The organism is Desmospora activa DSM 45169, from assembly GCF_003046315.1.
Lineage (GTDB): Bacteria > Bacillota > Bacilli > Thermoactinomycetales > DSM-45169 > Desmospora > Desmospora activa.
On the sequence record NZ_PZZP01000001.1, the window covers coordinates 1,781,313 to 1,802,116 of the forward strand.

Annotated in this window: 16 protein-coding genes; 4 read left to right on the forward strand and 12 right to left on the reverse strand. The window is 50.4% G+C overall.

Annotated features, from left to right (window positions below; translation table 11 throughout):
• Positions 1–50 precede the first annotated feature (50 nt).
• Positions 51–1,064, reverse strand: coding sequence for a zinc-binding alcohol dehydrogenase family protein (locus tag C8J48_RS08675; RefSeq protein ID WP_107725945.1), 1,014 nt, complete (start codon positions 1,062–1,064; stop codon positions 51–53).
• A 113-nt stretch (positions 1,065–1,177) separates the two neighbouring features.
• On the opposite strand from C8J48_RS08675, the gene C8J48_RS08680 reads away from it, so the two are divergent.
• Complete coding sequence (locus tag C8J48_RS08680; RefSeq protein WP_170105309.1) at positions 1,178–2,053, forward strand: AraC family transcriptional regulator; 876 nt, start codon at positions 1,178–1,180, stop codon at positions 2,051–2,053.
• Between the two features lie 103 nt (positions 2,054–2,156).
• Here C8J48_RS08680 and C8J48_RS08685 read toward each other — a convergent pair whose 3' ends face one another.
• From C8J48_RS08685 to C8J48_RS08715, 7 genes are all read right to left on the reverse strand, one after another.
• Complete coding sequence (locus C8J48_RS08685) at positions 2,157–2,579, reverse strand: PH domain-containing protein (protein ID WP_107725949.1); 423 nt, start codon at positions 2,577–2,579, stop codon at positions 2,157–2,159.
• A gap of 229 nt (positions 2,580–2,808) precedes the next feature.
• Positions 2,809–4,131 (reverse strand): helix-turn-helix domain-containing protein, encoded by a 1,323-nt coding sequence (locus C8J48_RS08690; protein WP_107725951.1) that lies wholly within the window; start codon positions 4,129–4,131, stop codon positions 2,809–2,811.
• 203 nt (positions 4,132–4,334) lie between these two features.
• Positions 4,335–5,153 (reverse strand): carbohydrate ABC transporter permease, encoded by an 819-nt coding sequence (locus C8J48_RS08695; protein WP_107725953.1) that lies wholly within the window; start codon positions 5,151–5,153, stop codon positions 4,335–4,337.
• A gap of 13 nt (positions 5,154–5,166) precedes the next feature.
• Positions 5,167–6,108, reverse strand: coding sequence for a carbohydrate ABC transporter permease (locus C8J48_RS08700; RefSeq protein WP_107725955.1), 942 nt, complete (start codon positions 6,106–6,108; stop codon positions 5,167–5,169).
• Between the two features lie 57 nt (positions 6,109–6,165).
• The gene (locus tag C8J48_RS08705) at positions 6,166–7,395 is read right to left on the reverse strand and encodes an ABC transporter substrate-binding protein (protein WP_107725957.1); all 1,230 of its coding nucleotides are present in this window, start codon (positions 7,393–7,395) and stop codon (positions 6,166–6,168) included.
• 251 nt (positions 7,396–7,646) lie between these two features.
• On the reverse strand, positions 7,647–9,728 hold the full coding sequence (locus C8J48_RS08710) for an amylo-alpha-1,6-glucosidase (RefSeq protein ID WP_245891198.1): 2,082 nt from the start codon (positions 9,726–9,728) through the stop codon (positions 7,647–7,649).
• A 145-nt stretch (positions 9,729–9,873) separates the two neighbouring features.
• A complete protein-coding gene (locus C8J48_RS08715; protein ID WP_107727663.1) occupies positions 9,874–10,899 on the reverse strand; it encodes a LacI family DNA-binding transcriptional regulator in 1,026 nt (341 codons plus the stop codon).
• 446 nt (positions 10,900–11,345) lie between these two features.
• On the opposite strand from C8J48_RS08715, the gene amyS reads away from it, so the two are divergent.
• From amyS to C8J48_RS08730, 3 genes are all read left to right on the forward strand, one after another.
• On the forward strand, positions 11,346–12,866 hold the full coding sequence (gene amyS / locus C8J48_RS08720) for an alpha-amylase (RefSeq protein ID WP_245891199.1): 1,521 nt from the start codon (positions 11,346–11,348) through the stop codon (positions 12,864–12,866).
• Between the two features lie 412 nt (positions 12,867–13,278).
• A complete protein-coding gene (locus C8J48_RS08725) occupies positions 13,279–14,121 on the forward strand; it encodes an SDR family NAD(P)-dependent oxidoreductase (RefSeq protein WP_170105311.1) in 843 nt (280 codons plus the stop codon).
• Positions 14,122–14,214: 93 nt separating this feature from the next.
• The gene (locus C8J48_RS08730; RefSeq protein WP_107725963.1) at positions 14,215–14,838 is read left to right on the forward strand and encodes a LysE/ArgO family amino acid transporter; all 624 of its coding nucleotides are present in this window, start codon (positions 14,215–14,217) and stop codon (positions 14,836–14,838) included.
• Between the two features lie 311 nt (positions 14,839–15,149).
• Here C8J48_RS08730 and pyrE read toward each other — a convergent pair whose 3' ends face one another.
• The 4 genes from pyrE to carA are packed head-to-tail and all read right to left on the reverse strand — an operon-like array spanning position 15,150 to position 20,787.
• Positions 15,150–15,731 (reverse strand): orotate phosphoribosyltransferase, encoded by a 582-nt coding sequence (gene pyrE, locus C8J48_RS08735; protein ID WP_107725965.1) that lies wholly within the window; start codon positions 15,729–15,731, stop codon positions 15,150–15,152.
• Position 15,732: 1 nt separating this feature from the next.
• Positions 15,733–16,476, reverse strand: a complete 744-nt coding sequence (gene pyrF / locus C8J48_RS08740; RefSeq protein WP_107725967.1) for an orotidine-5'-phosphate decarboxylase — start codon at positions 16,474–16,476, stop codon at positions 15,733–15,735.
• Entirely contained in the window at positions 16,473–19,694 is a 3,222-nt protein-coding gene (gene carB / locus C8J48_RS08745) for a carbamoyl-phosphate synthase large subunit (protein WP_107725970.1), read from the reverse strand. Before carB ends, pyrF begins: the two co-directional genes overlap by 4 nt.
• A complete protein-coding gene (gene carA, locus C8J48_RS08750; RefSeq protein WP_107725972.1) occupies positions 19,687–20,787 on the reverse strand; it encodes a glutamine-hydrolyzing carbamoyl-phosphate synthase small subunit in 1,101 nt (366 codons plus the stop codon). Before carA ends, carB begins: the two co-directional genes overlap by 8 nt.
• Between the last annotated feature and the right edge of the window lie 17 nt (positions 20,788–20,804).

Here is a 20,804-nt window from a genome sequence, read left to right on the forward strand (position 1 = left end):
TTACATCATGATGCTGCAAAGGATCAAGCCAGCGCTTGATCACTTCACCTTTACCGATATATCATCGCCTTGATCACATTGGTTTCCGGTTTGATCCACGTTTGAAACTGAGGGATCGCGTCAGCAAATGGAGCGGTATGGGTAATATAAGCGTCCAAATTGACCGTTGTCTGTTTAAACGCATGCGCGACATCGATAAAATCTTGATCAGTTGCATTACGGCTCCCTTTTAGTGTGATTTCTTTTTGGTGAAAGTCGGGATCGTAAAACTGGATCTCCTGTTTGACCAGGCCGACATAAACGAGCGTCCCTCCGTGTCCCACATAGTCAAACGCTTTCATCATCGAGGCAGCGTTCCCTGTCGCATCCAGCACTATCGAAGGCAACCGTCCACCTGTCGCTTGTTTGATCGCTGCTTCCGTTTGATCAGACAATTGCACGACATGCTCCAACTCAAGCCAGCGACGACAAAAATCCAAACGGGCGGGATTGGTATCCAGAGCGATCACGTCAGCCCCTCTTTCCTTGGCAAAAAACATCACGCCGAGACCGATAGGACCGGCACCGATCACCAATACAGATTCCCCTGCTTCAATATGAGCCCGGCGAACGGCATGGGCGCCGATGGCAAAAGGCTCAATCAATGCGCTGTGATCGTATGAAAGCTCGTTCACTTTTAGCAAGTTGTCAACGGGAACATTGATTTCCTCACACATCCCGCCGTCAACATGAACACCCAGAACCCGCAACTGTTCACAGCAGTTGCTTTTTCCAGCTATACACGCCCCGCACTTTCCGCAGTGCAGATAAGGAATGACAGCGACACGGTCACCGACGGAAAGGGTGGGATGCGCATCGATCGCTTGAATCTCTCCCGCCAGTTCATGACCGAGGATACGGGGATAAGAGAAAAACGGCTGATTTCCGTGAAAAGCGTGATAATCGGTTCCACAAATACCAATCCGTCTGATCGATACTGTCGCTTCCCCGCTTTTTCGTGGTTGCGCTTTCATTTCTTCCCGCAGGAGCATTTGAGATGGTTTCTCGCACACAATCGCTTTCATCGTAACCTCCCTATTCCATTCTTGCTTCAAATATTGTAGCATGAAGAAAATCTTATAGAAATTGCGTATAATGATCGTTTTATACCTTATTTTGATCGGTGAGGTGTGAAGCTGTGAACAAAGAAAAACCCGCTTTCGTGAAAAAAAGCATCGGCGACATCCGCGACGGGCTGATTCGCATTTCTCATCATCAGACGAAAACACCGGAAGAAGAGCTGCCGCACCATCTCCATGACTGGCATGAAGTGATTTGTGTTCATAAGGGAAGTGGCACCTTTCTCATCGATCAACAGTTGTATGAGGTGCGAGCAGAAGATGTCTTTGTTATCCCCGGCAACATTATCCATCGCGCCATGCCGGAAAACGATCATTTGATTACCTCGACGGTCATCTTTTTGCACCCGCTTGTGATGGCACAGATAACGGATCACGAAGCCAACATCATTCGTGAAGCAAAAAAACGGAAACAATACCGCTATCACATCCTTGCAGAGCAGAGGCAAACCTTTGCATATCTCTTACAAAAATTGCAAGCAGAGAGCCAATCCCCATTACACGGTCACCAGCAAGCCATCGCTGCCTGGGTACAACTCTGTCTGCTTGAGATTAGCCGTCATTCGCTACAAGCAGAGGAGTCACCGCATCGCCCAAACCTTTCTACCTTTAACCATGTTCTTCGCTATATTGATGACCATCTGGAGCAAGCCCTTTCCCTCGATCTGCTGGCAGCAAAAGAACGAATCTCCACCGCTCACTTTAGCCGTCTGTTTAAGCAAGAAGTAGGGTTAAATCTCACCGACTATCTCTTAACCAAACGGATCAGTTTAGCCAAAACATTATTGCTTGAAACCGATGAAAATATTAGCACCATTGCCGAGAAATGCGGTTTTCGTAGTCTCCCTCACTTCTATCGCAGTTTTAAACGGGTAACAAGGCAGACACCGAGAGGATATCGGCAGGAAGTAGGAAAGTCACATCAATCAAAATGAGCGATGGGGTCGTATATGTTCCAGCAAACAAAAAAGCGCCGCAAACAACGGCGCACCAGCTTCCCACAAGGGAATGCTTCCTTATCCTGTATCAAACGATGGCTTAACCCAGCCCATCCACTTCCCGCACTCGTTTTTGATCCCGACGTTCTTCCACATGCTTACGCAAGACATCCATCAACTCATTTGCGTCGGCGATCGCTTCCAAATGAACCTGGGGCATGGTTTGATCCGAGGTGATTAGACGGATCTTCCCCCGGGAAAAGAGACGGAGGAAAAAGGGTTGTTCCAAGGTCATATCCTTGACACGGTATAACTCCACCACTTCCGTCTTTTTGGATAATATCCCTGTCGTAATCTGAAGCCGTTCCGTCGTCAAGCGATAACGGGTTGACTTCAGCTTAATTCCCACCCAAATCGCATAAAAAATAGGAACAATTAAGACACAGAGCAACAAACACAATAAATAAGTCCCTAACACAGCCACATGAGAAGGAGAGCCTTCCCATAACGTTTCCTCCTGCATACCACTCGATCTCCTCTCAATGATCTAGCCTGGCATTTTTTACTTTACCACTTCCAATGGAAACGTCAAGGAAGGTTTTACAGATACAGATGAGGAAACTGGAGATCAACCGGTTGATGGAATTCCGCTATCTGTCGTCGATTCATCATAAACGAACGGATCGAACGTTGGAATCGCTGACACCCAAATGAAGAAAATCCCCGCCAATATACCCGCGAAGAAAGTGATCTTAATATAATGCATAGGAAGCGATCTCCTTTTGGGTTAGTTCTAATTCTATCTTATACAAACGTTCAAGTGATATTCGGTACTTGTTTTCATCAACCGATTGCCATGCTCGTGTCAAGTGGAGAACAGCCTCCCGCAACTCTTCGCGTCGTCCCAACTCTTCCGTCAAAGCCACAGCCTCCTGTAACGCGACGGTCGCCTCTCGGTATTGATCTTGCGCAATTTGACATTTACCCAGAACAATCAGAGCTTTGGACAATGAGACTTTCTCTTTCACTTCCCTCGCTGTATTCACCCCTTTCCGAATGTAATCCATCGCCGTGGTATAATCTCTTTCTTCCATAAACAGCGACCCCAATTGTGAATAGACGTCAACAACGGGATGCGGATGATCCAAGATGTGCAGATGGTCCAAGGCTGTTTGAAAAGCATGCTTTGCCATATCATACTTGTTCATTTCTAAATATGTCGTTCCCAACGCAGACCATAGATCGAATACCCGGTCAAAATGACGATTCATCCGGGCGATTTCAATCCCTTCCAACGCGCACTCAACCGCTTCCCGGTGCAACTGTGTTTTTCGAAACAAGATGGTGCGGATTTCGTATAAGAGCGTCAGTGCATGAAAGTTTCGGATCCATTTTCGGTTTTCCCACAGCTCATCGATCAACTTAATGGCTTGCGGAATTCGACCCATCTTCTCCAAAAAAGCAACTTTATTGATCTCCAAGATCCTTCGATACTCTTGGCGCTCACCGTTGTCATTAAACACATCCAGTCCGCTGTTGATAAATGACAGCGCTTGTTCGTAATTGTTTTCAAAGAACATCACAACAGCCAATTCATTAAATGCGGCTGCTTCTATATTATAGGGATCTCCCGTCGAGCTGGCTAAACGGATTGCATTTTGGAAATTACTCTCCGCCTTTTTCCATCGCTTCGCACTTCGATGGCATTTACCGATAAGAAAATAAACCGAAGGTGCCAACGGATGGCCGTCAGGTACCCGCATCTCCTTTAAACGTTCAAGTGCATCACCGGTCTTGCCCGAATCGATATTACATTCAATCGAATATAAACGTACCAGGGCTTCATCTTGTTCCACTTTATACTCTTGCATATACACAGGAAGATCTTCCATTGAAAGATCTAGTTTCCCCATTAAATAGTGCGTTTTTTCCAATTTTACATGAGCGACACCACGCTCAATGTTACTGATGGTGGCGGGAGAAATATGGTCATCGGCGAGGTCTTCTAATCGGAGGTTTTTTTCCTTTCTGACCCGCCGGAGGATTTCTCCGATCTTCTTGGGATCTTCAATCAAAACGATCCACTCCCCGTTTTAAATTAGCAACCGATTTTCAACTTTTATGATACAACTTTTCGGACAACTGCGATACCCTGTCCCCTCCTCCTACTGCCACCGAAGTAGGATAAACGCGCAAACAACCTCCTCCCATTGTTCATGGAGGAGGTTGTTTGGCAAAGCAATTTGGTTACGGTCGGGACGGTGGAGCACCTAATCACTCACTTTAATCCCGTCGTCGAAATCCCTTTAATAAACTGCCGTTGGAAGATAATAAACACGATAATCACCGGGATCGTCATAAACATGGCCCCTGCCAGGATATTGTTCCAGAAGGCGTCATATTCCCCGTACAAGGTATTGAGTCCTACAGGCAACGTATACATCGCATCGCTGCTTGTCAATAGATTGGGCCACATAAAGCTGTTCCAGTTCCCCATAAAGATAAAGATCGTCTGCGCCGCCAACGCCGGTTTGGCCAACGGCATCACAATCCGCCAAAAAGTACCCCAGCGACTTAACCCATCTAAGAAAGCCGCTTCTTCCAACTCCCGCGGCACCGACAGGAAAAACTGACGCATCAAAAAGATCCCAAAGCTCTGCACCAAAAACGGCACCGTCAGCCCTGCATAGGAATCGATCCAGTTGAGATTGGACAGCAAAATATAAGTCGGTACCAGGATCACCTGGCCGGGAACCATCATCACCGCCAAAATGGTCATAAACAACAAAGTGCGGCCGGGAAACTGGATGCGAGCCAAGGCATAGCCCGCCATGGAGTTAAAAACCAGGTTGCCAACGGTGACGATCAACCCCACGACGATACTGTTTAAAAACCAGCGGGCAAAGGGATACTGATCGCTAAAAACGATATTGACATAATTGGCAAAGGTAAGGTCAGATAGCGGTACCCACAATTGATTGATATCCGGTGTCGCTTTTAGGGAGGTGAAGGTCGACCACAGGAAGGGACCCAGTGTTAGGCACGCATATCCCACCACCACCGTATAAAACAACAGTCGCAACAAGCGATTCCACATGGAAAGCCCCTCCTCACATCCGTGTCTCTTCACCGAAGAAATTACGTTGAATCAAGGTTAGAATCAAGATGACCGCAAACAGGAAGAAAGCGATGGCTGAAGCATAGCCCATCTCAAAATCCTGGAAGGCTACATTATACAGATACAATACCACGGTTAAAGTGGAATCCAACGGTCCCCCGGCTCCTTTGGAGATGACATACATCTGGTCAAACACCTGGAAGGTACCGATCACCGACATCACCACAATAAAAAAGGTGGTCGGCTTTAACAGCGGCAGCGTAATATGCCAAAACTGCCGCAATGGACCTGCTCCATCCACTTCCGCCGCTTCATACAAATCCGCGGGAATATCCTGTAAGCCCGCCAAATAAATCACCATAAATTGGCCTACCGTCGTCCAGACTGCCATCAACATAATCGACGGCAAGGCAAAATCCACATCCAACATCCAACTGCGCCCCTCCACTCCCAATAAGGAGAGAAAGGCATTGACCAAGCCATCCCGTTTAAACAGAAACAAAAACATGACGGAGACGGCAACGGTGGAAGTGACCGTCGGCAGAAAATAAGCCACCCGGAAGAAGGTTTTCCCCCGGATTTTGCTGTTAACGATCAAGGCCAACAATAGAGCCAGACTTACCTGTACCGGCACAACACCCAAGGAGTAGAAGGAAGTGTTTTTGAGGGCTGTGTGAAATCGTTCATCCGTCAATAGACGCGTATAGTTGTCCAATCCAACAAACTGGGACAGATCGGGATTGAGAAAAGTAAACTGTTGAAAACTGAGATAAAACGCATAAATAATGGGGCCGATCAAAAAGACGGATAGAGAGACGATCACCGGCAAGGTAAACAGATAACCCATCATCGGATCGCGGGTCCACTTCTGGCCTCTACCTGCCTTTGGAGATCGCTGCCTTTGCTGTTTAGGAGGAGAAGTTGTCGTCGCCATGTGTTGTGCCTCCTTTCAAGGGAGGAGGGAGCACTATGGCTCCCTACTCTCACTCCATCACTTCTCCAAATTTTGCTGGGCTTTTTTAAGCGCGTTGGCTACCGATTTTTCCTTCCCTAGAACCACCGATTCCGCCGCTTTACTCGCCTCATCGGCAAATTTATTACCATAGTCACCGTATTGGAAGGGTTGTGCATAAGCCGCCCCTTTGACAAAGGGCTCCCGCTCCGGGTACTGCTCGACAAACTTCTCTCCCATCACTTTACGGGAAGGCAACGCCAATCCGCTGTCCACTACATACTGCTGCCCTTTGTCGCTGGTGAGGAATTCAATCAGTTTAAAGGAGGCGTCTTTGTTTCTACTGTTTTTGGACATCACATAAGCCACTGTAAATGCCAGGTTGCCGTTTTCCGCCCCTTTTTCCTTTGCCGGCAATTCGACGATGCCATAATCCAAATCAGGCGCTTTTTCTTTTATAAACGGAATCATCCAGCCTCCTTCATACACCATTGCCGCTTTTTCCTCCGCAAAGGCGTCACCGGCCCACTCCACACCCATATCATTGGGAACTCCGGCAGATTTATCCTTTAAGAAGAGATCGGCAAAGAATTGCACCGCTTCACCATTTTCTTTTCGGTCCAGGGTGGCGTTGCCGTCTTCATCCAGCACAGCACCACCGTTTTGATAGACAAAAGGTTGGTAGCGCGCCAGTTCCGGGTTGATCGCCAACCCTTTTCTCCCGTCTTTACTCAACTTCTTCGCCGCTTCCCGCAGCTCGTCCCAAGTGGTAGGTGGTTCCAGTCCCGCTTCCTTAAACATCTTTTTGTTGTAGAAGAGGGCCAATGTGTTATAGTCCTTGGGCAAACCGTATACCTGTTCATCCTCGGTGTAAGCTTCGATCAAAGCATCTTCAAAATCAGCGGGATCGACACCGCTCTTTTCCAGATAGTCGTTCAGGGGTTCCAACACACCCAGCTTAATCATATCCGGTGCCGGCATGCCTTCCAGATAAAAGACATCCGGTTCCCGTTTGGCTCCAATCAAGGTTTGCATCTCTTTTAAATAATCATCGGTAATGGCTTGAATACTCACCTTAATATCCGGATTCTCATTTTCAAACTCCTTGATTTGCTCCTCCAAAATTTTGCGTTCCGCCGGACTGGAAAACTGGGCACCAATCCGGATCTCACCGTTATCCCCTACGTTGGAACCTCCTCCACAAGCGGTAACCAACAGGGACAGACCACACAACAGCGCCAACATGCTAAACACTCGGGTACGTCTCATGAGCCTAAACCTCCTTGGTTTGATGGTTGCCCAAATGGGCGATATCAAGTAAAACCGAAAAATTTACGGTACGTTTTCGTCTAAAAGACTACGTTGGTAATCGTAGGATAAAAGGTGGCATCGCGTAGAGCTGTATGGGATGAGCTGATCGTACCCCAGAGGCATTTCCGTCGGATACAATCCAAACCTAGAGTTTTCGCATTCAGAGCACCAACATCCAGTTATCCCAAGGCTTTCAACCTAGTGGAATCTTAACTACCACCCAACTCCACCGGCCAACCACTCGAGTTTTTCTCTACCTGTACATGTACCACGCCGTCGGAACGGACCAGTCGGATATCGAGTTGACCCGATCCAACGCGCAGGTTATTTACCACCAGACGCGACATTTCCGGCGGTAGGGATGGCTGTAGATAAATTCGCCCCCGGTCGGGATCCGGTTTAATTCCCGTCATCGCCTGCAAGAGGACAAATGCCGTTCCTGCCGCCCACGCTTGCGGCGAGCACGCCACCGGATAGGGAACCGGCTCACCGAGCTCGCGGTCGTAACCGCAAAAGAGCTCCGGCAAGCGATGCTGTGGAAATTGTGCCGCCGTATCGATCAGCCCCTGGATCAGCTTCTCCGCTTCACGGTGGAAGCCACCTTCTTTTAACCCCAACAAGATAAGGGAGTTGTCGTGAGGCCAGACGGAACCGTTATGGTAGCTCATCGGGTTATAAGAGCGTGCCGTAGCACTCATGGTGCGAATCCCCCAGCCGGAGAAGAGATCTGGGGAGAGCAGACGACGGGCGACGGCCGCTGCTTGCTCTTGCTCCAATAGATCACCGATCAGACAATGGCCGGGATTGGATGTAACCGTTCCCACTTGTCGATTGGCCTTATCCAGTGCCAGTGCCGGAAACGATTCATCCGCCATCCAAAAGTCGCGTCGAAACCGCTCTCGTAACTCATCTGCCTGTTTCGTCAGTTTGTCCGCCCACTCCCCTTCTCCCAGTTGCCGAAAGAGGGTCGACCAGACCCGCCGTGCTTGATACACATAACCCTGTACTTCCGACAGGGCGATGGGAGCCTCAGCCAAGGTGTGGTCACGATGGACAACGGAGTCGGCGGAATCTTTCCACCCTTGGTTGCCGATGCCTTTTTCCGATTTCCGTTGATAAACGGTATATCCCCGCTCATCGGGATCCCCGTATTGATCGATCCAGTCGAATGCTTTCTTTGCATGCTCTACATGCTCCCGCACAAAGTCCAAATCCCCGCTCCAGCGGTATACCTCCCCGATCAGGAGTAAAAATAGCGGTGTTGCATCCACCGTACCGTAATAGGGAGTAAAGGGTATCTGACCTGTCCCCGCCAATTCACCGTATCGGATTTCATGCAAAATCTTGCCCGGCTCTTCATCCCGCCATCCATCCAGTTTCTCTCCTTGATAACGGGCCATCGTTCGAATGGTAGCCTTGGCCAATTCCGGCCGGATGGCCATGCTCTGCCAAGCGGCGATCAGGCTGTCCCGGCCAAAGGGAACCGCATACCAGGGAAGTCCGGCAACCGGGAATTCACCATCCCCCTTATCGATCAAAAGCATCCGCATATCGGCTAAGCTGCGCCGAACCATCGCATTAAAATCAACGCTGTCCGACTCCACTTCCGGACACTGCACCACCCATTCCGCCAAACCTTGACGGGCCAGCTGCCAAGCTTCCTTTCGCGGAATCGCTTCCATCTTTTCATCACCGACAGACAAAAGGTAAGTAACACTCACCTCCTTCTCCTCATCAGGCGCGAGCGAAAGCGGAATCAGCAGGCTTCCATCTTCACCGACACGAGCTCGGGGTTCTACTTTTACTTCCAACGAGCGGGTGACATTATCCGCACCGTGATAAGCATAGCGAATACCATCATCCATCAGCTGAAGCGGCTTTTTCTCACCTAACTTGCCGTGTTGAAAGCCACGAACGACAAACATATCGGCAAAATCGGCATCCAGGATTAATTCCAACTGCGTATCCAACGTTTGACGGTCCAGGTTGTGAAAACGGAAGCTTTCATACAGCACCCCGCCATAAAGCCAACATCGTCGCTCAATCTCCAGCGATTCCCGCCAAAAAACGACGTCTTCGTTCCGTTTTACTTCCTCGTTGGTATACCGGTAAACGCTTTCAGGACCATCCGCCTTCCCATGAAGATTAACGATTCCAACACCGTCCAATTTCCACTCCAGGCGGCTTAAAAAGCGGGTATCACGATAATACAAACCGAATCCTTGTGAATTTTCTTGCGGTAAGTTTCCCCATGGATCACTGTATAAAAAGAGATTTCCTTCTTTGATCACTTGTGTCAAAATGGTTCCCTCCACTTTTTCCGAAAACGTTAACGGAAACGTTTTCAGTTTTACGCTCAATTGCCGTCTATAACCCTGCGCAGGAGATCAAGGGGTCGCTCACTCCCCTGAAATACCACGCTTTAATCTTTAAATCTCAACGCTTTTCCAAAACTGGCATCGAGCCGCTGCTTTCCCGTATCAGCAGCTCCGGAGCCAACACAACCGGCTCCTCCTTTTCTCCCTTTAACAAATTGACGATTACATCTACTGCTTGTGTGCCAAACTGATAGCGGGGTTGGTGTACCGTGCTCAGGGCAGGTGTGACATAATGGGCAAGATCGATATCGTCGAATCCGATCACACTAATATCCTGTGGCACCTTTTTCCCCATCGCTTTCAGCTCCCGCATCGCTCCAATCGCCATCAGGTCGCTGGCACAAAAGAGAGCAGTCAGATCTGGATGCTCTGCCAACAGACGCCGGGCTCCTTCACTGCCGGAAGCCTCGTCGAAATCTCCGTAAAAGACTCGCTCCTCACCCGTCAATCCCGCTTCCTTCAACGCAAGACGGTATCCTTGTAATCGTTCCTCACTGACAAAAGCTTCACGGTGACCGTTGATAAAGCCGATATGTCGATGGCCATCGCGGATCAGATGGGCCACTGCTTGGTGTGCACCTTCGCGGTTATCGAGGGTGACATGACTGCATCGCTCCCCTGAAACCGGTACATCGATCAAGACACAAGGGATGGAAGATTGCAACACTTCTTGCAAATATGGATCATGAGTCCGCACGCCTAACAGGATGACGCCGTCTAATTGACGCCGATGACACAACTCCATATACGGTACCACTTGTTGTTCATGGGGGCTGGTCGTCGCCAAGATCAGGTCGTACCCCAACGTCGTTGCCTGATCATTGACTCCACAAATCACATCAAACAAAAAATGATGCCCCATCCGGGAGTGCGTCATCTCGGAGACGATCAAACCAATGGTTTGCGACCGCTTCATCACTAAACTGCGAGCAATTCCACTGGGACGATAATTTAACTCTTGCGCAATTTTCAGTACACGTTTCCGGGTGTTGGGATGGATGTCCCGATAACCGTTCAAAGCACGGGATACAGTTGTTACCGACACACCTGCCGCTTTTGCGATATCTTTAATGGTTACAGCCATATTGACAACCTCCGAAAACGTTTTCGTAAAAATCGTATCCAATCAATCGACTCTTGTCAATAGGAAACGCTTTCACAACAAATGGAAGCCGTTTCATTGGCTTAGTTTTACCCCTGAACAAATTTGTGGAGCCCACTCTTATCAGTATCATGTATCCTTCAAAATACGCTTAATATCACTACAGTAGCCGTTAAAATTTATTCATACTCCTCCAATCGCGTCTGTCGCACACTTTTCCCTCAATCCTTTCGGGTAAAAAATGGTTATCCTTCACAAAAATCTGATATAATGAAACCGGTTGCACAAACCGATTGATGCGCGTTTGGTTGATTTTTTTGCCCCTCTATGAAAACGCTTTCCCAAAAATGTCTTTTTAACTGGCCCGCTTCATTCTCTACAAAGGAGTGAATTCCATGTTTCGCTTAAAGCGTCTCTCCCCGGTCATCATGGTCGCTCTGCTGATCCTCTCCTTGTTCTTAACTTTATTGACTCCGGTTCAACCGACGCAAGCACAGCATACCGCCACAAATGGTACCTTATTTCAATACTTTGAATGGCACCTCGCCAATGACGGTAACCACTGGAATCGTTTAGGTCAAGATGCGGCGGCACTCAGAGAAAAAGGGATTACCGCCGTCTGGATTCCCCCCGCTTACAAAGGGATGCAACAAAACGATGTCGGCTACTCTGCCTATGATTTATACGATCTGGGTGAGTTTAATCAAAAGGGGACGGTTCGCACCAAGTATGGAACCAAGGACCAACTACAAGCCGCGATCAGTCAACTGCACAACCAGAACATCCAAGTATACGCCGATGTCGTACTCAATCATAAATTAGGAGCCGATGAGACAGAAACCGTAACCGCCGTCGAGGTAAACGGCGGCAATCGCAATCAGGAAATTGGGGGAGATACCACCATTGAAGCATGGACACGGTTTGATTTTCCCGGGCGTGACAACACCTACTCCGATTTTAAATGGCGCTGGTACCATTTTGACGGCGTCGATTGGGACCAATCACAAGAACGAAACGCCATCTATCAATTCCGCGGTGACGGCAAGGGTTGGGATTGGGAAGTGGACACTGAAAATGGCAACTACGATTACCTGTTGGGAGCCGATGTGGACATGGACCATCCCGAAGTACGTCAGGAGCTCAAAGATTGGGGAACCTGGTTTGCCAACACAGCACAATTGGATGGATTTCGCCTCGATGCCGTCAAACATATTCAATTCGCCTATATCGCTGAGTGGTTGCGAGATGTTCGCTCCTCCACCGGCAAAGAATTATTTGCGGTGGGTGAATATTGGGCCAACAATGTAGGCGCCCTTGAGAATTACCTAAACAAAACTGGCTGGTCCCTCTCTTTGTTTGATGTGCCCCTTCACTACAACCTTTATGACGCTTCCAATGCTGGCGGTCAGTATGATATGCGTCGGATATTGGATGGAACCTTGGTTAAAGCTCATCCCGTCCATGCCGTTACCTTTGTCGACAACCATGATACTCAACCCCGTGAATCACTGGAATCCACCGTAGAAGAATGGTTTAAACCTCAGGCTTACGCCTTGATCCTTACCCGCGAATCCGGCTACCCCAGCGTATTCTATGGGGATTACTTTGGCACGGGGGACGGGGAGATCCCAGCGATGAACGCGTCGATCGATCCGTTATTGGAAGCCCGCAAAACCTATGCCTATGGGCCACAGCACGATTACTTCGATCATCCTGATATCATCGGATGGACGCGGGAAGGCGATGCGGATCATCCCAAATCCGGCCTTGCCACCATTTTAACCGACGGCTCCGGTGGCTCTAAATGGATGTATATCGGCAAATCTCGCGCCGGCCAAACCTGGGTGGATCTAACCGGCAACCGTTCCGACCGTGTAACCATCAACAGCGACGGTTGGGGTGAATTTCCCGTTAACGGCGGGTCGGTATCGGTATATGTACAAGAATAACGATATATAGCCTCTCAAAAAGGCTACCGTATTGAATGCGGTCTTTAGCTCAATGCTAAGGACCTCATTCTCTTTAAAGATCCTTCATCCGTTCCATCACCGTTTGTGCAATTGGGATTAAGCGTTCAATCCTTTCCTCGTGAGTAGAAGGTTTTTGGTCTTCTTTCTTCTACTGGTGGCCTTTATTCTATCTTTTACCTGTGTTTGCTCTACTTACCTGTACTCTGAAGGGGCAATAGTACCATCCTCAATAAACAAAGCCACTGTCTCCACATTATTGGGGAGACACAAATACCCTCCATAAGTAATATTGCTATTTTTTGAGTCACTATTGCAAAATTACTGCCGATGGGTTATATAAAAAGGAATCTGTGACAAATCTTTAACAAGTACGAGAACGGGGTCTAAAGGAGTGATTAAAATAAAAAAGCCACCCGTTGCCCTGATCACTGGTTCTTCCAGCGGTATCGGCTTCTATACCGCGCTTACACTGGCCCGTGCGGGCTTTCATGTCATTGCCACGATGCGTGAGCCGGATAAGGGACGAGCCCTGACCGAAGAGGCGAAAAGTCTGGATGTATGGGAGCGCATTGAGATCAAGGCCCTGGATGTGCGGGAGGAAGAACGCGTCCATACCGTTGTGGAGGGGGTTGTGAAGGACCACGGTCAAATCGATATCTTGGTTAACAATGCGGGCTGTGCGGTGTTAGGGCCGGTAGAAGAAACACCGCTTACCGCTTGGCGTGAATTGTTTGATACCAATCTGTTGGGAACCGTCACTATGGTACAAGCGGTTCTACCCCATATGCGTCAACAACAGTCGGGTAAAATCATCCATGTCAGCAGCGGAGCCGGTTTAATCGGATTCCCGCTCACAGGTGCTTATAGCGCCTCTAAGTTCGCCCTGGAAGGATACAGTGAGTCCCTTCGCTTGGAACTGCTCCCTTTTAACATTTATGTCAGCTTGGTGGAACCGGGTTATTACCGGACAGCCATTGTCCATAAACGGGTCACCCATCAACGCGAAGATTCTTCCTATCGCACTGAACTTTACCCTTATCAAGGGTTTATGGAACGCTTAGAGAAAAAAGCGGGAGACCCCCAGGAGGTGGCGGATACGATTCGGCACATCGCCCGCTCCAGACGTCCCAAATTGCGATATGCCCGTGGTCGCGGCATCCGTACCTTGGCAGGGTTGAAGCGACTCCCCTGGGGATGGATAGAGGCGGGGATTCAGAAGATGGCAGGTAAATAATCCTTTATCACCAGATCTAAAAGCAACGACAAATCCATTCGCCGCTGATCATCCAATCAATCAACAGGGACACGCGAAAAAGGAGGCACCTTTTTGCTTGAAGCAACGATACACGGAGTCATTCTTGCTTTTGGACTGATCTTGCCTTTAGGAGCGCAAAATGTATTCATATTTAACCAAGGCGCCAATCAAGCGACGGTATGGCGGGCGCTGCCCGCATTATTAACCGCCTCTCTCTGTGACACGCTTCTTATCCTGTTGGCGGTGTTGGGCATCTCGCTGTTGGTGCTGTCATTCGCTTGGCTGCAAATGACCATCTTCGGGATCGGATTTCTGTTTTTACTCTATATGGGCTGGTCGGTGTGGAACAGCACCCCAGCCACCGATGAAACGGCAGCCACCCCTCTCTCTCCACAAAAACAAATCGGCTTCGCCGCCTCCGTCTCCCTGCTCAACCCCCATGCCATCTTGGATACCGTCGGGGTGATCGGAACCAGCTCACTCCATTACGATGGGATGGAAAAAGGGGCCTTTACCCTCGCTTGCATCATTGTCTCTTGGTTGTGGTTTCTTGGACTGATCCTCGCCGGACGCTGGCTCAAAAAACGGGACCGCTCCGGCCGCTGGCTGCGACGGCTCAACCGTGTTTCCGCCTTGATCATCTGGGGGGTAGCCGTTTATATCGGATGGAGCTTATTACAGCAGATAAACGGTTGAACCATGGGTAATGTCAGAAGCGGGCTTTACCACTGAATCGATTGTGGGATGGAAAACAACCCTTTTAGGAAATACGAGAGATCCTTCCCATTGAGAAGTGGAAAGGCGTTGGTCGTAAGATAACCCCCATCAGGTTAGACATTTTTCAGGATTCCTTTCAGGTAAAAGACAATCGGCCTTTTTATTCAAACGGATAAACAAGTAGCAATCAGGGGAAAGAAACGTGTTTGCATATCAACCAACCAAAATCATAAAAAACCGGACACGGGAGCCTATTCCCTGTCCGGCTTTTCCATTTCAACGCGTAAGATTTATGACTTGATCGACTCCCGGCTTCCCGGCTTTACCACCGGGATTCCTTTGCGGCATAACGGACACTCTTCCGCTTTATAGCTGTCGATGGTATGACTCATCAAGGCGCGATACGGTTGGCGAAAAGCGGCTGTTCCACCGCTGCGATCCACGATCGTGCCGATGGCGACCACTTCAGTACCCATCTCCTCCAACAGCTTAACCACTTCGCCGACAGAGCCACCAGTGGTCACCACATCTTCAATCGCCAACACTTTTTCCCCCGGCTGAACCGTAAAACCGCGACGCAAAGTCATGCGCCCCTCCTTGCGCTCGGCAAACAGACACCGTACTCCTAAGGCCCGTGCTGTCTCATGAGCAATAATCACTCCACCGAGGGCCGGCCCTACCACAACATCCACCGGCATATCCGCAAACAAAGCGGCCAAGGCACGCCCGGCTTCCTCTGATTCTGCGGGGTGTTGCAGCAATTGTGCACACTGCATATACTGGGCGCTATGGCGCCCTGAGGACAACAGGAAATGTCCTTCTTTCAGCACACCGGTACGTTGAATCGCTGCCTCCAGCGTCCATGATTGCATCTTATCGCTCCTCCTTTTGCAGTTGAATCCATTGTTCTTGTATGCGTTGATATACCGCCACTGGATCGCTGGCCTGGGTGATGGAACGTCCCACCACCAACTGATCCGCCCCATCTCGCCACGCAGCCTCCGGGGTCATCACCCGCCGCTGATCCCCAGGATCGTCCCCTGGCAAACGGATACCGGGCACCACTGTCAACAACTCCGTGGTTACCTCCGTTTTAATCCAGCCCGCCTCTTCACCGGAACAGACCACGCCATCCATTCGCGCCTGAATGGCCAACTGTGCCAGCTTAGCCACCGAATCCCGCACACTACCGGGTATCCCAATCTCGCTGTTCATGCGACGCCGATCAGTGCTGGTCAACTGTGTCACCGCCAGCAGCGCCATCGGACGCTCGCTTGAAGCGCGATCCACCGCTTCTCGCGCCGCTTCCATCATGGCTCGTCCACCGGTGGCATGCAATGTGGTGCAGCGGACCCCCAGATGGGCCAGCGATTCGGTCGCTCTGGCCACCGTATGGGGAATATCATGCAATTTTAAATCCAAGAAGACGGGATATCCCGCTTGCACCAACTGAGCCACCCAGCGGGGACCAGCAGCGTAAAAGAGCTGCATTCCCACCTTTACCGCCGGTCGCACCTCTTGCGGCCACCTTTGCAAAAATCGCTCCGCTTCCTCCTCACTGGCAAAATCCAAGGCGATCCAAATCCGTTCCGCCTCCGTTGAACCGATGCTTGTCATACCAATACCTCTTGCGCATCCGTCGTTTGTAGCGGGCGACCGATCGGCTCCGCCGTCAGATAAATCGACGCCAGTGTAGTTAGGAGGGCTTCTACTGTGTCAAGGGAAGTTAAGCAAGCGATGCCATGCTCCACCGCTTCTCGCCGAATACGGAAGCCGTCCCGTTCCGGCGTCTTTCCTCGAGTCCAGGTATTGACTACCAGATCCGCTTTTCCTTGGCGAATCCAATCCAGGATATGAGGAGAGCCTTCTTTTAGTTTGTTTACCCGGGTAACCGGGATTCCTTCCGACTCCAACAGATCCGCTGTTCCCGTAGTGGCAACGATCTGATAGCCTAAGCGATGAAATTGATGGATCAAGGGCAGCGCTTCTTCTTTTTCTTTATCGCTGATCGTGGTTACCACCGTGCCAAAACGCGGCAACGATACCCCCGCCGCCAGTAAGCCTTTATAGACGGCACGAGCATAATCGCGATCACGTCCCATCACTTCTCCTGTCGATTTCATCTCCGGTCCCAGTGTCACATCAACCCGACGTAGTTTGGCAAAGGAGAAGACCGGCGCTTTGACGGCTACATCGCCATTTTCCGGCCATAACCCGTGGGGATATTTCTGGTCGGCCAAACTTTCTCCCAGCATGATACGGGTAGCGATTTGTGCCATCGGAACCCCAGTCACCTTACTGAGGAAAGGAACGGTACGGGAGGCACGAGGATTCACCTCCAGCACGTAGATTTCACCTTTGTGCAAGACATACTGGATATTGATCAATCCTTTGGTGTTAAGGGCACGGGCGATTTCTGCCGTCATCGTCACCAGCCGCTGTTTTTGTTCCGCTGTTACCGTTTGCGGCGGATAGACGGCGATGGAATCACCGGAATGAACCCCGGCTCGCTCAATATGCTCCATAATTCCAGGTACCAGCACCTCTTTGCCATCGGCGATCGCGTCCACCTCGATCTCACGCCCACGCAGATAACGATCGATCAGAACGGGGTGGCGCGGATTCACCTTGACAGCGGCATCCATATAAGAGCGTAGCTCCTCTACGCTGTAGACGATCTCCATCGCCCTTCCCCCCAACACATAAGAGGGGCGAACCAACACTGGAAAACCTAACTCCTGGGCAGCATCCACCGCTTCTTCCACCGACGTAACCGCCACTCCCGGCGGCTGCGGAATATGGAGTTGTTGCAGTAAGCGTTCAAATTTCTCCCGATCCTCCGCCCGGTCAATTTCCTCCAGCGGCGTGCCTAAGATGGGAATGCCCACTTCCTTTAAATCCCGAGCCAGATTAAGCGAGGTCTGCCCGCCAAACTGGACAATCACACCCATCGGCTTCTCTTTCTCAATCACGTGTAACACATCTTCCGTCGTCAAGGGCTCAAAATAAAGGCGATCGGAAATGTTATAGTCCGTTGAAACCGTCTCCGGATTATTGTTGATAATCACCGCTTCTAGTCCCGCTTCCCGGATTGCCCGGATCGCATGCACTGTAGCGTAATCAAACTCCACCCCTTGGCCGATACGAATGGGGCCGGACCCTAACACCAATACCGTCGGCTTTTTCCCGGCCTTTCCTTCGTCTTCTTCTTCATAAGTGGAGTAGTAGTAAGGAGTAGCCGCCTCAAATTCCGCCGCACAAGTATCGACGATTTTGTAGACGGGTCGGATTGACCAATCCTTGCGTAGGCGGGTTACATCCTGTTCCACCCTATCCGTGATACGGGCGATGGCCGCATCGGTAAAACCGGCTCGCTTTGCTTGATACAAACGATCTTTCGTCAGCGATTGTGCAGCAGCCAGTTCCCGCTCCAGTCGGATGATGTTTTCCAGCTTACTTAGGAAAAAGGGATCGATCTGGGTCAATTGCTGTAACTCCTGCAACGATTCGCCCCGACGCAGCCACTCCGCCACTAGGAAGAGACGTTCATCGTCGGGAACGTGTAACCGTTGTTGCAGCTCATCACGGGTCATTGTTTCCGCCTCAGGCAGTTGCACATGATCCAAGCCTAATTCAAGGGAGCGGACCGCTTTTAACAGTGACTCCTCCAAGGTACGCCCAATCGCCATCACTTCCCCGGTAGCCTTCATCTGTGTTCCCAGTTTGCGGTTTGCCGTAGTAAATTTATCAAAAGGCCAGCGCGGAATCTTGCTGACCACATAATCCAGGGTCGGTTCAAAACAGGCGGATGTTTGACCAGTAACCGGGTTGGTCAATTCGTCCAAGGTATAACCGATGGCAATTTTAGCCGCAATCCGGGCGATGGGATAACCTGTCGCTTTGGAGGCAAGAGCACTCGAGCGGCTCACCCGCGGATTAACTTCAATCACATGGTATTGGAAGCTGTTAGTATCGAGGGCAAACTGAACATTGCAGCCACCGCGAATATCGAGGGAGCGGATAATTTTGAGAGCAGAACTGCGTAGCATCTGATGATCCCGATCCGATAAGGTTTGCGTTGGGGCAAACACAATGCTGTCACCAGTATGCACCCCAACCGGGTCAAAGTTTTCCATATTACAGACGACGATGGCATTATCCGCCGCATCTCGCATCACCTCATACTCCACTTCTTTCCATCCGGCGATGCTTTCTTCAATCAGACATTGACCGATAGGGCTATAGCGAATGCCGTTGTCGACGATTTCCCGCAGCTCTTCTTCTGTTGAGGCGATGCCGCCACCACTTCCGCCCAGGGTATAAGCGGGACGTACAATCAGGGGAAAACCGGCGACGCGGGAGAAATCAACCGCTTCCTCGATGGAATGGACAATCGCACTCTCCGGTACCGGCTCTTCGATCTCTTGCATCAGGCTGCGGAAGCGATCCCGGTCTTCTGCGCAGGTGATCGCCTCCAGCTCCGTACCCAACAGGCGTACCCCTTCCCGCTCCAACACACCAGATTGAGCCAGCTTTACCGCCAGGTTGAGGCCGGTTTGCCCGCCTAAAGTGGGAAGCAGCCCATCCGGACGCTCTTTGCGGATCACCTGGGTGACAAACTCCGGTGTCATCGGTTCAATATAAACCTGATCTGCTATATCGGTATCCGTCATAATAGTGGCGGGGTTGCTGTTGATCAACACCACCTCGATGCCCTCTTCCTGCAGTGATTGGCAGGCTTGGGTACCAGCATAGTCAAATTCCGCCGCTTGACCGATCACAATGGGACCAGAGCCGATCACTAATATTTTTTTTAGCGATGGATCTTTAGGCATGGATGTTTCCTCCTTCTCGCAGGGATGAATCAGGTTGTAATCCCGCTACAAACCGATCAAACAGCGACTCGGAATCATGGGGACCGGGAGCAGCCTCCGGATGAAACTGCACAGAGAAAGCTTGTAACTCTTGATGTTCCAAACCTTCACAGGTGCCGTCATTCAACGCGACATGGGTTAGCTTCAGCGGTGTTCCCGTAAGCGATTCGTTGCGAACAGCATAGCCGTGATTCTGAGAGGTGATCCAGGTACGACCGCTGGCTAGCTCTTTTACCGGATGGTTGCTGCCGCGATGACCAAATTTCATCTTTTCCGTATCCGCTCCACAAGCAAGGGCAAACAATTGATGCCCCAGACAAATTCCAAACAACGGGTACCGCCCCAACAGCGATGCCACCGTGCGGATAGCATGAGGAACATCCTTGGGATCTCCTGGTCCATTGGAAAGCAGAATTCCATCTGGGCGTAGACGCTCAATCTCTTCTGCGGTGGTGTGATGGGGAACCACCACCACATCGCAACCACGTCGGGCCAACTCCCGTTGCAATCCGTATTTGGCGCCAAAGTCCATCAGCACTACACGCGGCCCGTAACTGGGAGCGGTATGAATGCTCTGGGTACTGACACGGGCGACTTGATCCTGCATCAGCGCTTGCCGATCCAGGCGTTCAGCCAAGGCATCCCACGACTCCTCCTTGGTGGAGAGAATTCCTTTCATCGTGCCGTGGACACGGATGCGACGAGTCAGTTGGCGGGTATCAATCCCAGCCAAGCCTAAGAGTTCGTACTCTTTCAACCAATGGCCGATACTGCGTTCACTGCGCCAATGGCTGGGCGCTTCCGCCTGCTCCCGCACGATAAATCCGTGTACAAACGGGCGACGGGATTCAATATCATGGCGGTTGATGCCGTAGTTTCCGATCAAGGGATACGTCATGGTCACTATCTGACCGCAATAAGAGGGATCGGTCAGTACCTCCTGATAACCCGTCATACCAGTGTTAAAAACAACTTCCCCCATCGATTCCCCTTCGGCTCCAAAAGAAATGCCTTCCCATTTGCTTCCGTCTTCCAACAACAATTTTGCGCGCATGGCTCTCCCTCCTCCGA

Coding starts and splice junctions, on each gene's coding strand:
- C8J48_RS08685 (WP_107725949.1), bottom strand. CDS start 2,579: ATGCAGGAGGAAACGTTATGGGAAGGCTCTCCTTCTCATGTGGCTGTG.
- pyrE (WP_107725965.1), bottom strand. CDS start 15,731: ATGCAATCATGGACGCTGGAGGCAGCGATTCAACGTACCGGTGTGCTG.
- carA (WP_107725972.1), bottom strand. CDS start 20,787: ATGCGCGCAAAATTGTTGTTGGAAGACGGAAGCAAATGGGAAGGCATT.
- amyS (WP_245891199.1), top strand. CDS start 11,346: ATGGTCGCTCTGCTGATCCTCTCCTTGTTCTTAACTTTATTGACTCCG.
- C8J48_RS08715 (WP_107727663.1), bottom strand. CDS start 10,899: ATGGCTGTAACCATTAAAGATATCGCAAAAGCGGCAGGTGTGTCGGTA.
- C8J48_RS08675 (WP_107725945.1), bottom strand. CDS start 1,064: ATGAAAGCGATTGTGTGCGAGAAACCATCTCAAATGCTCCTGCGGGAA.
- C8J48_RS08700 (WP_107725955.1), bottom strand. CDS start 6,108: ATGGCGACGACAACTTCTCCTCCTAAACAGCAAAGGCAGCGATCTCCA.
- C8J48_RS08695 (WP_107725953.1), bottom strand. CDS start 5,153: ATGTGGAATCGCTTGTTGCGACTGTTGTTTTATACGGTGGTGGTGGGA.
- C8J48_RS08705 (WP_107725957.1), bottom strand. CDS start 7,395: ATGAGACGTACCCGAGTGTTTAGCATGTTGGCGCTGTTGTGTGGTCTG.
- carB (WP_107725970.1), bottom strand. CDS start 19,694: ATGCCTAAAGATCCATCGCTAAAAAAAATATTAGTGATCGGCTCTGGT.
- pyrF (WP_107725967.1), bottom strand. CDS start 16,476: ATGACAAGCATCGGTTCAACGGAGGCGGAACGGATTTGGATCGCCTTG.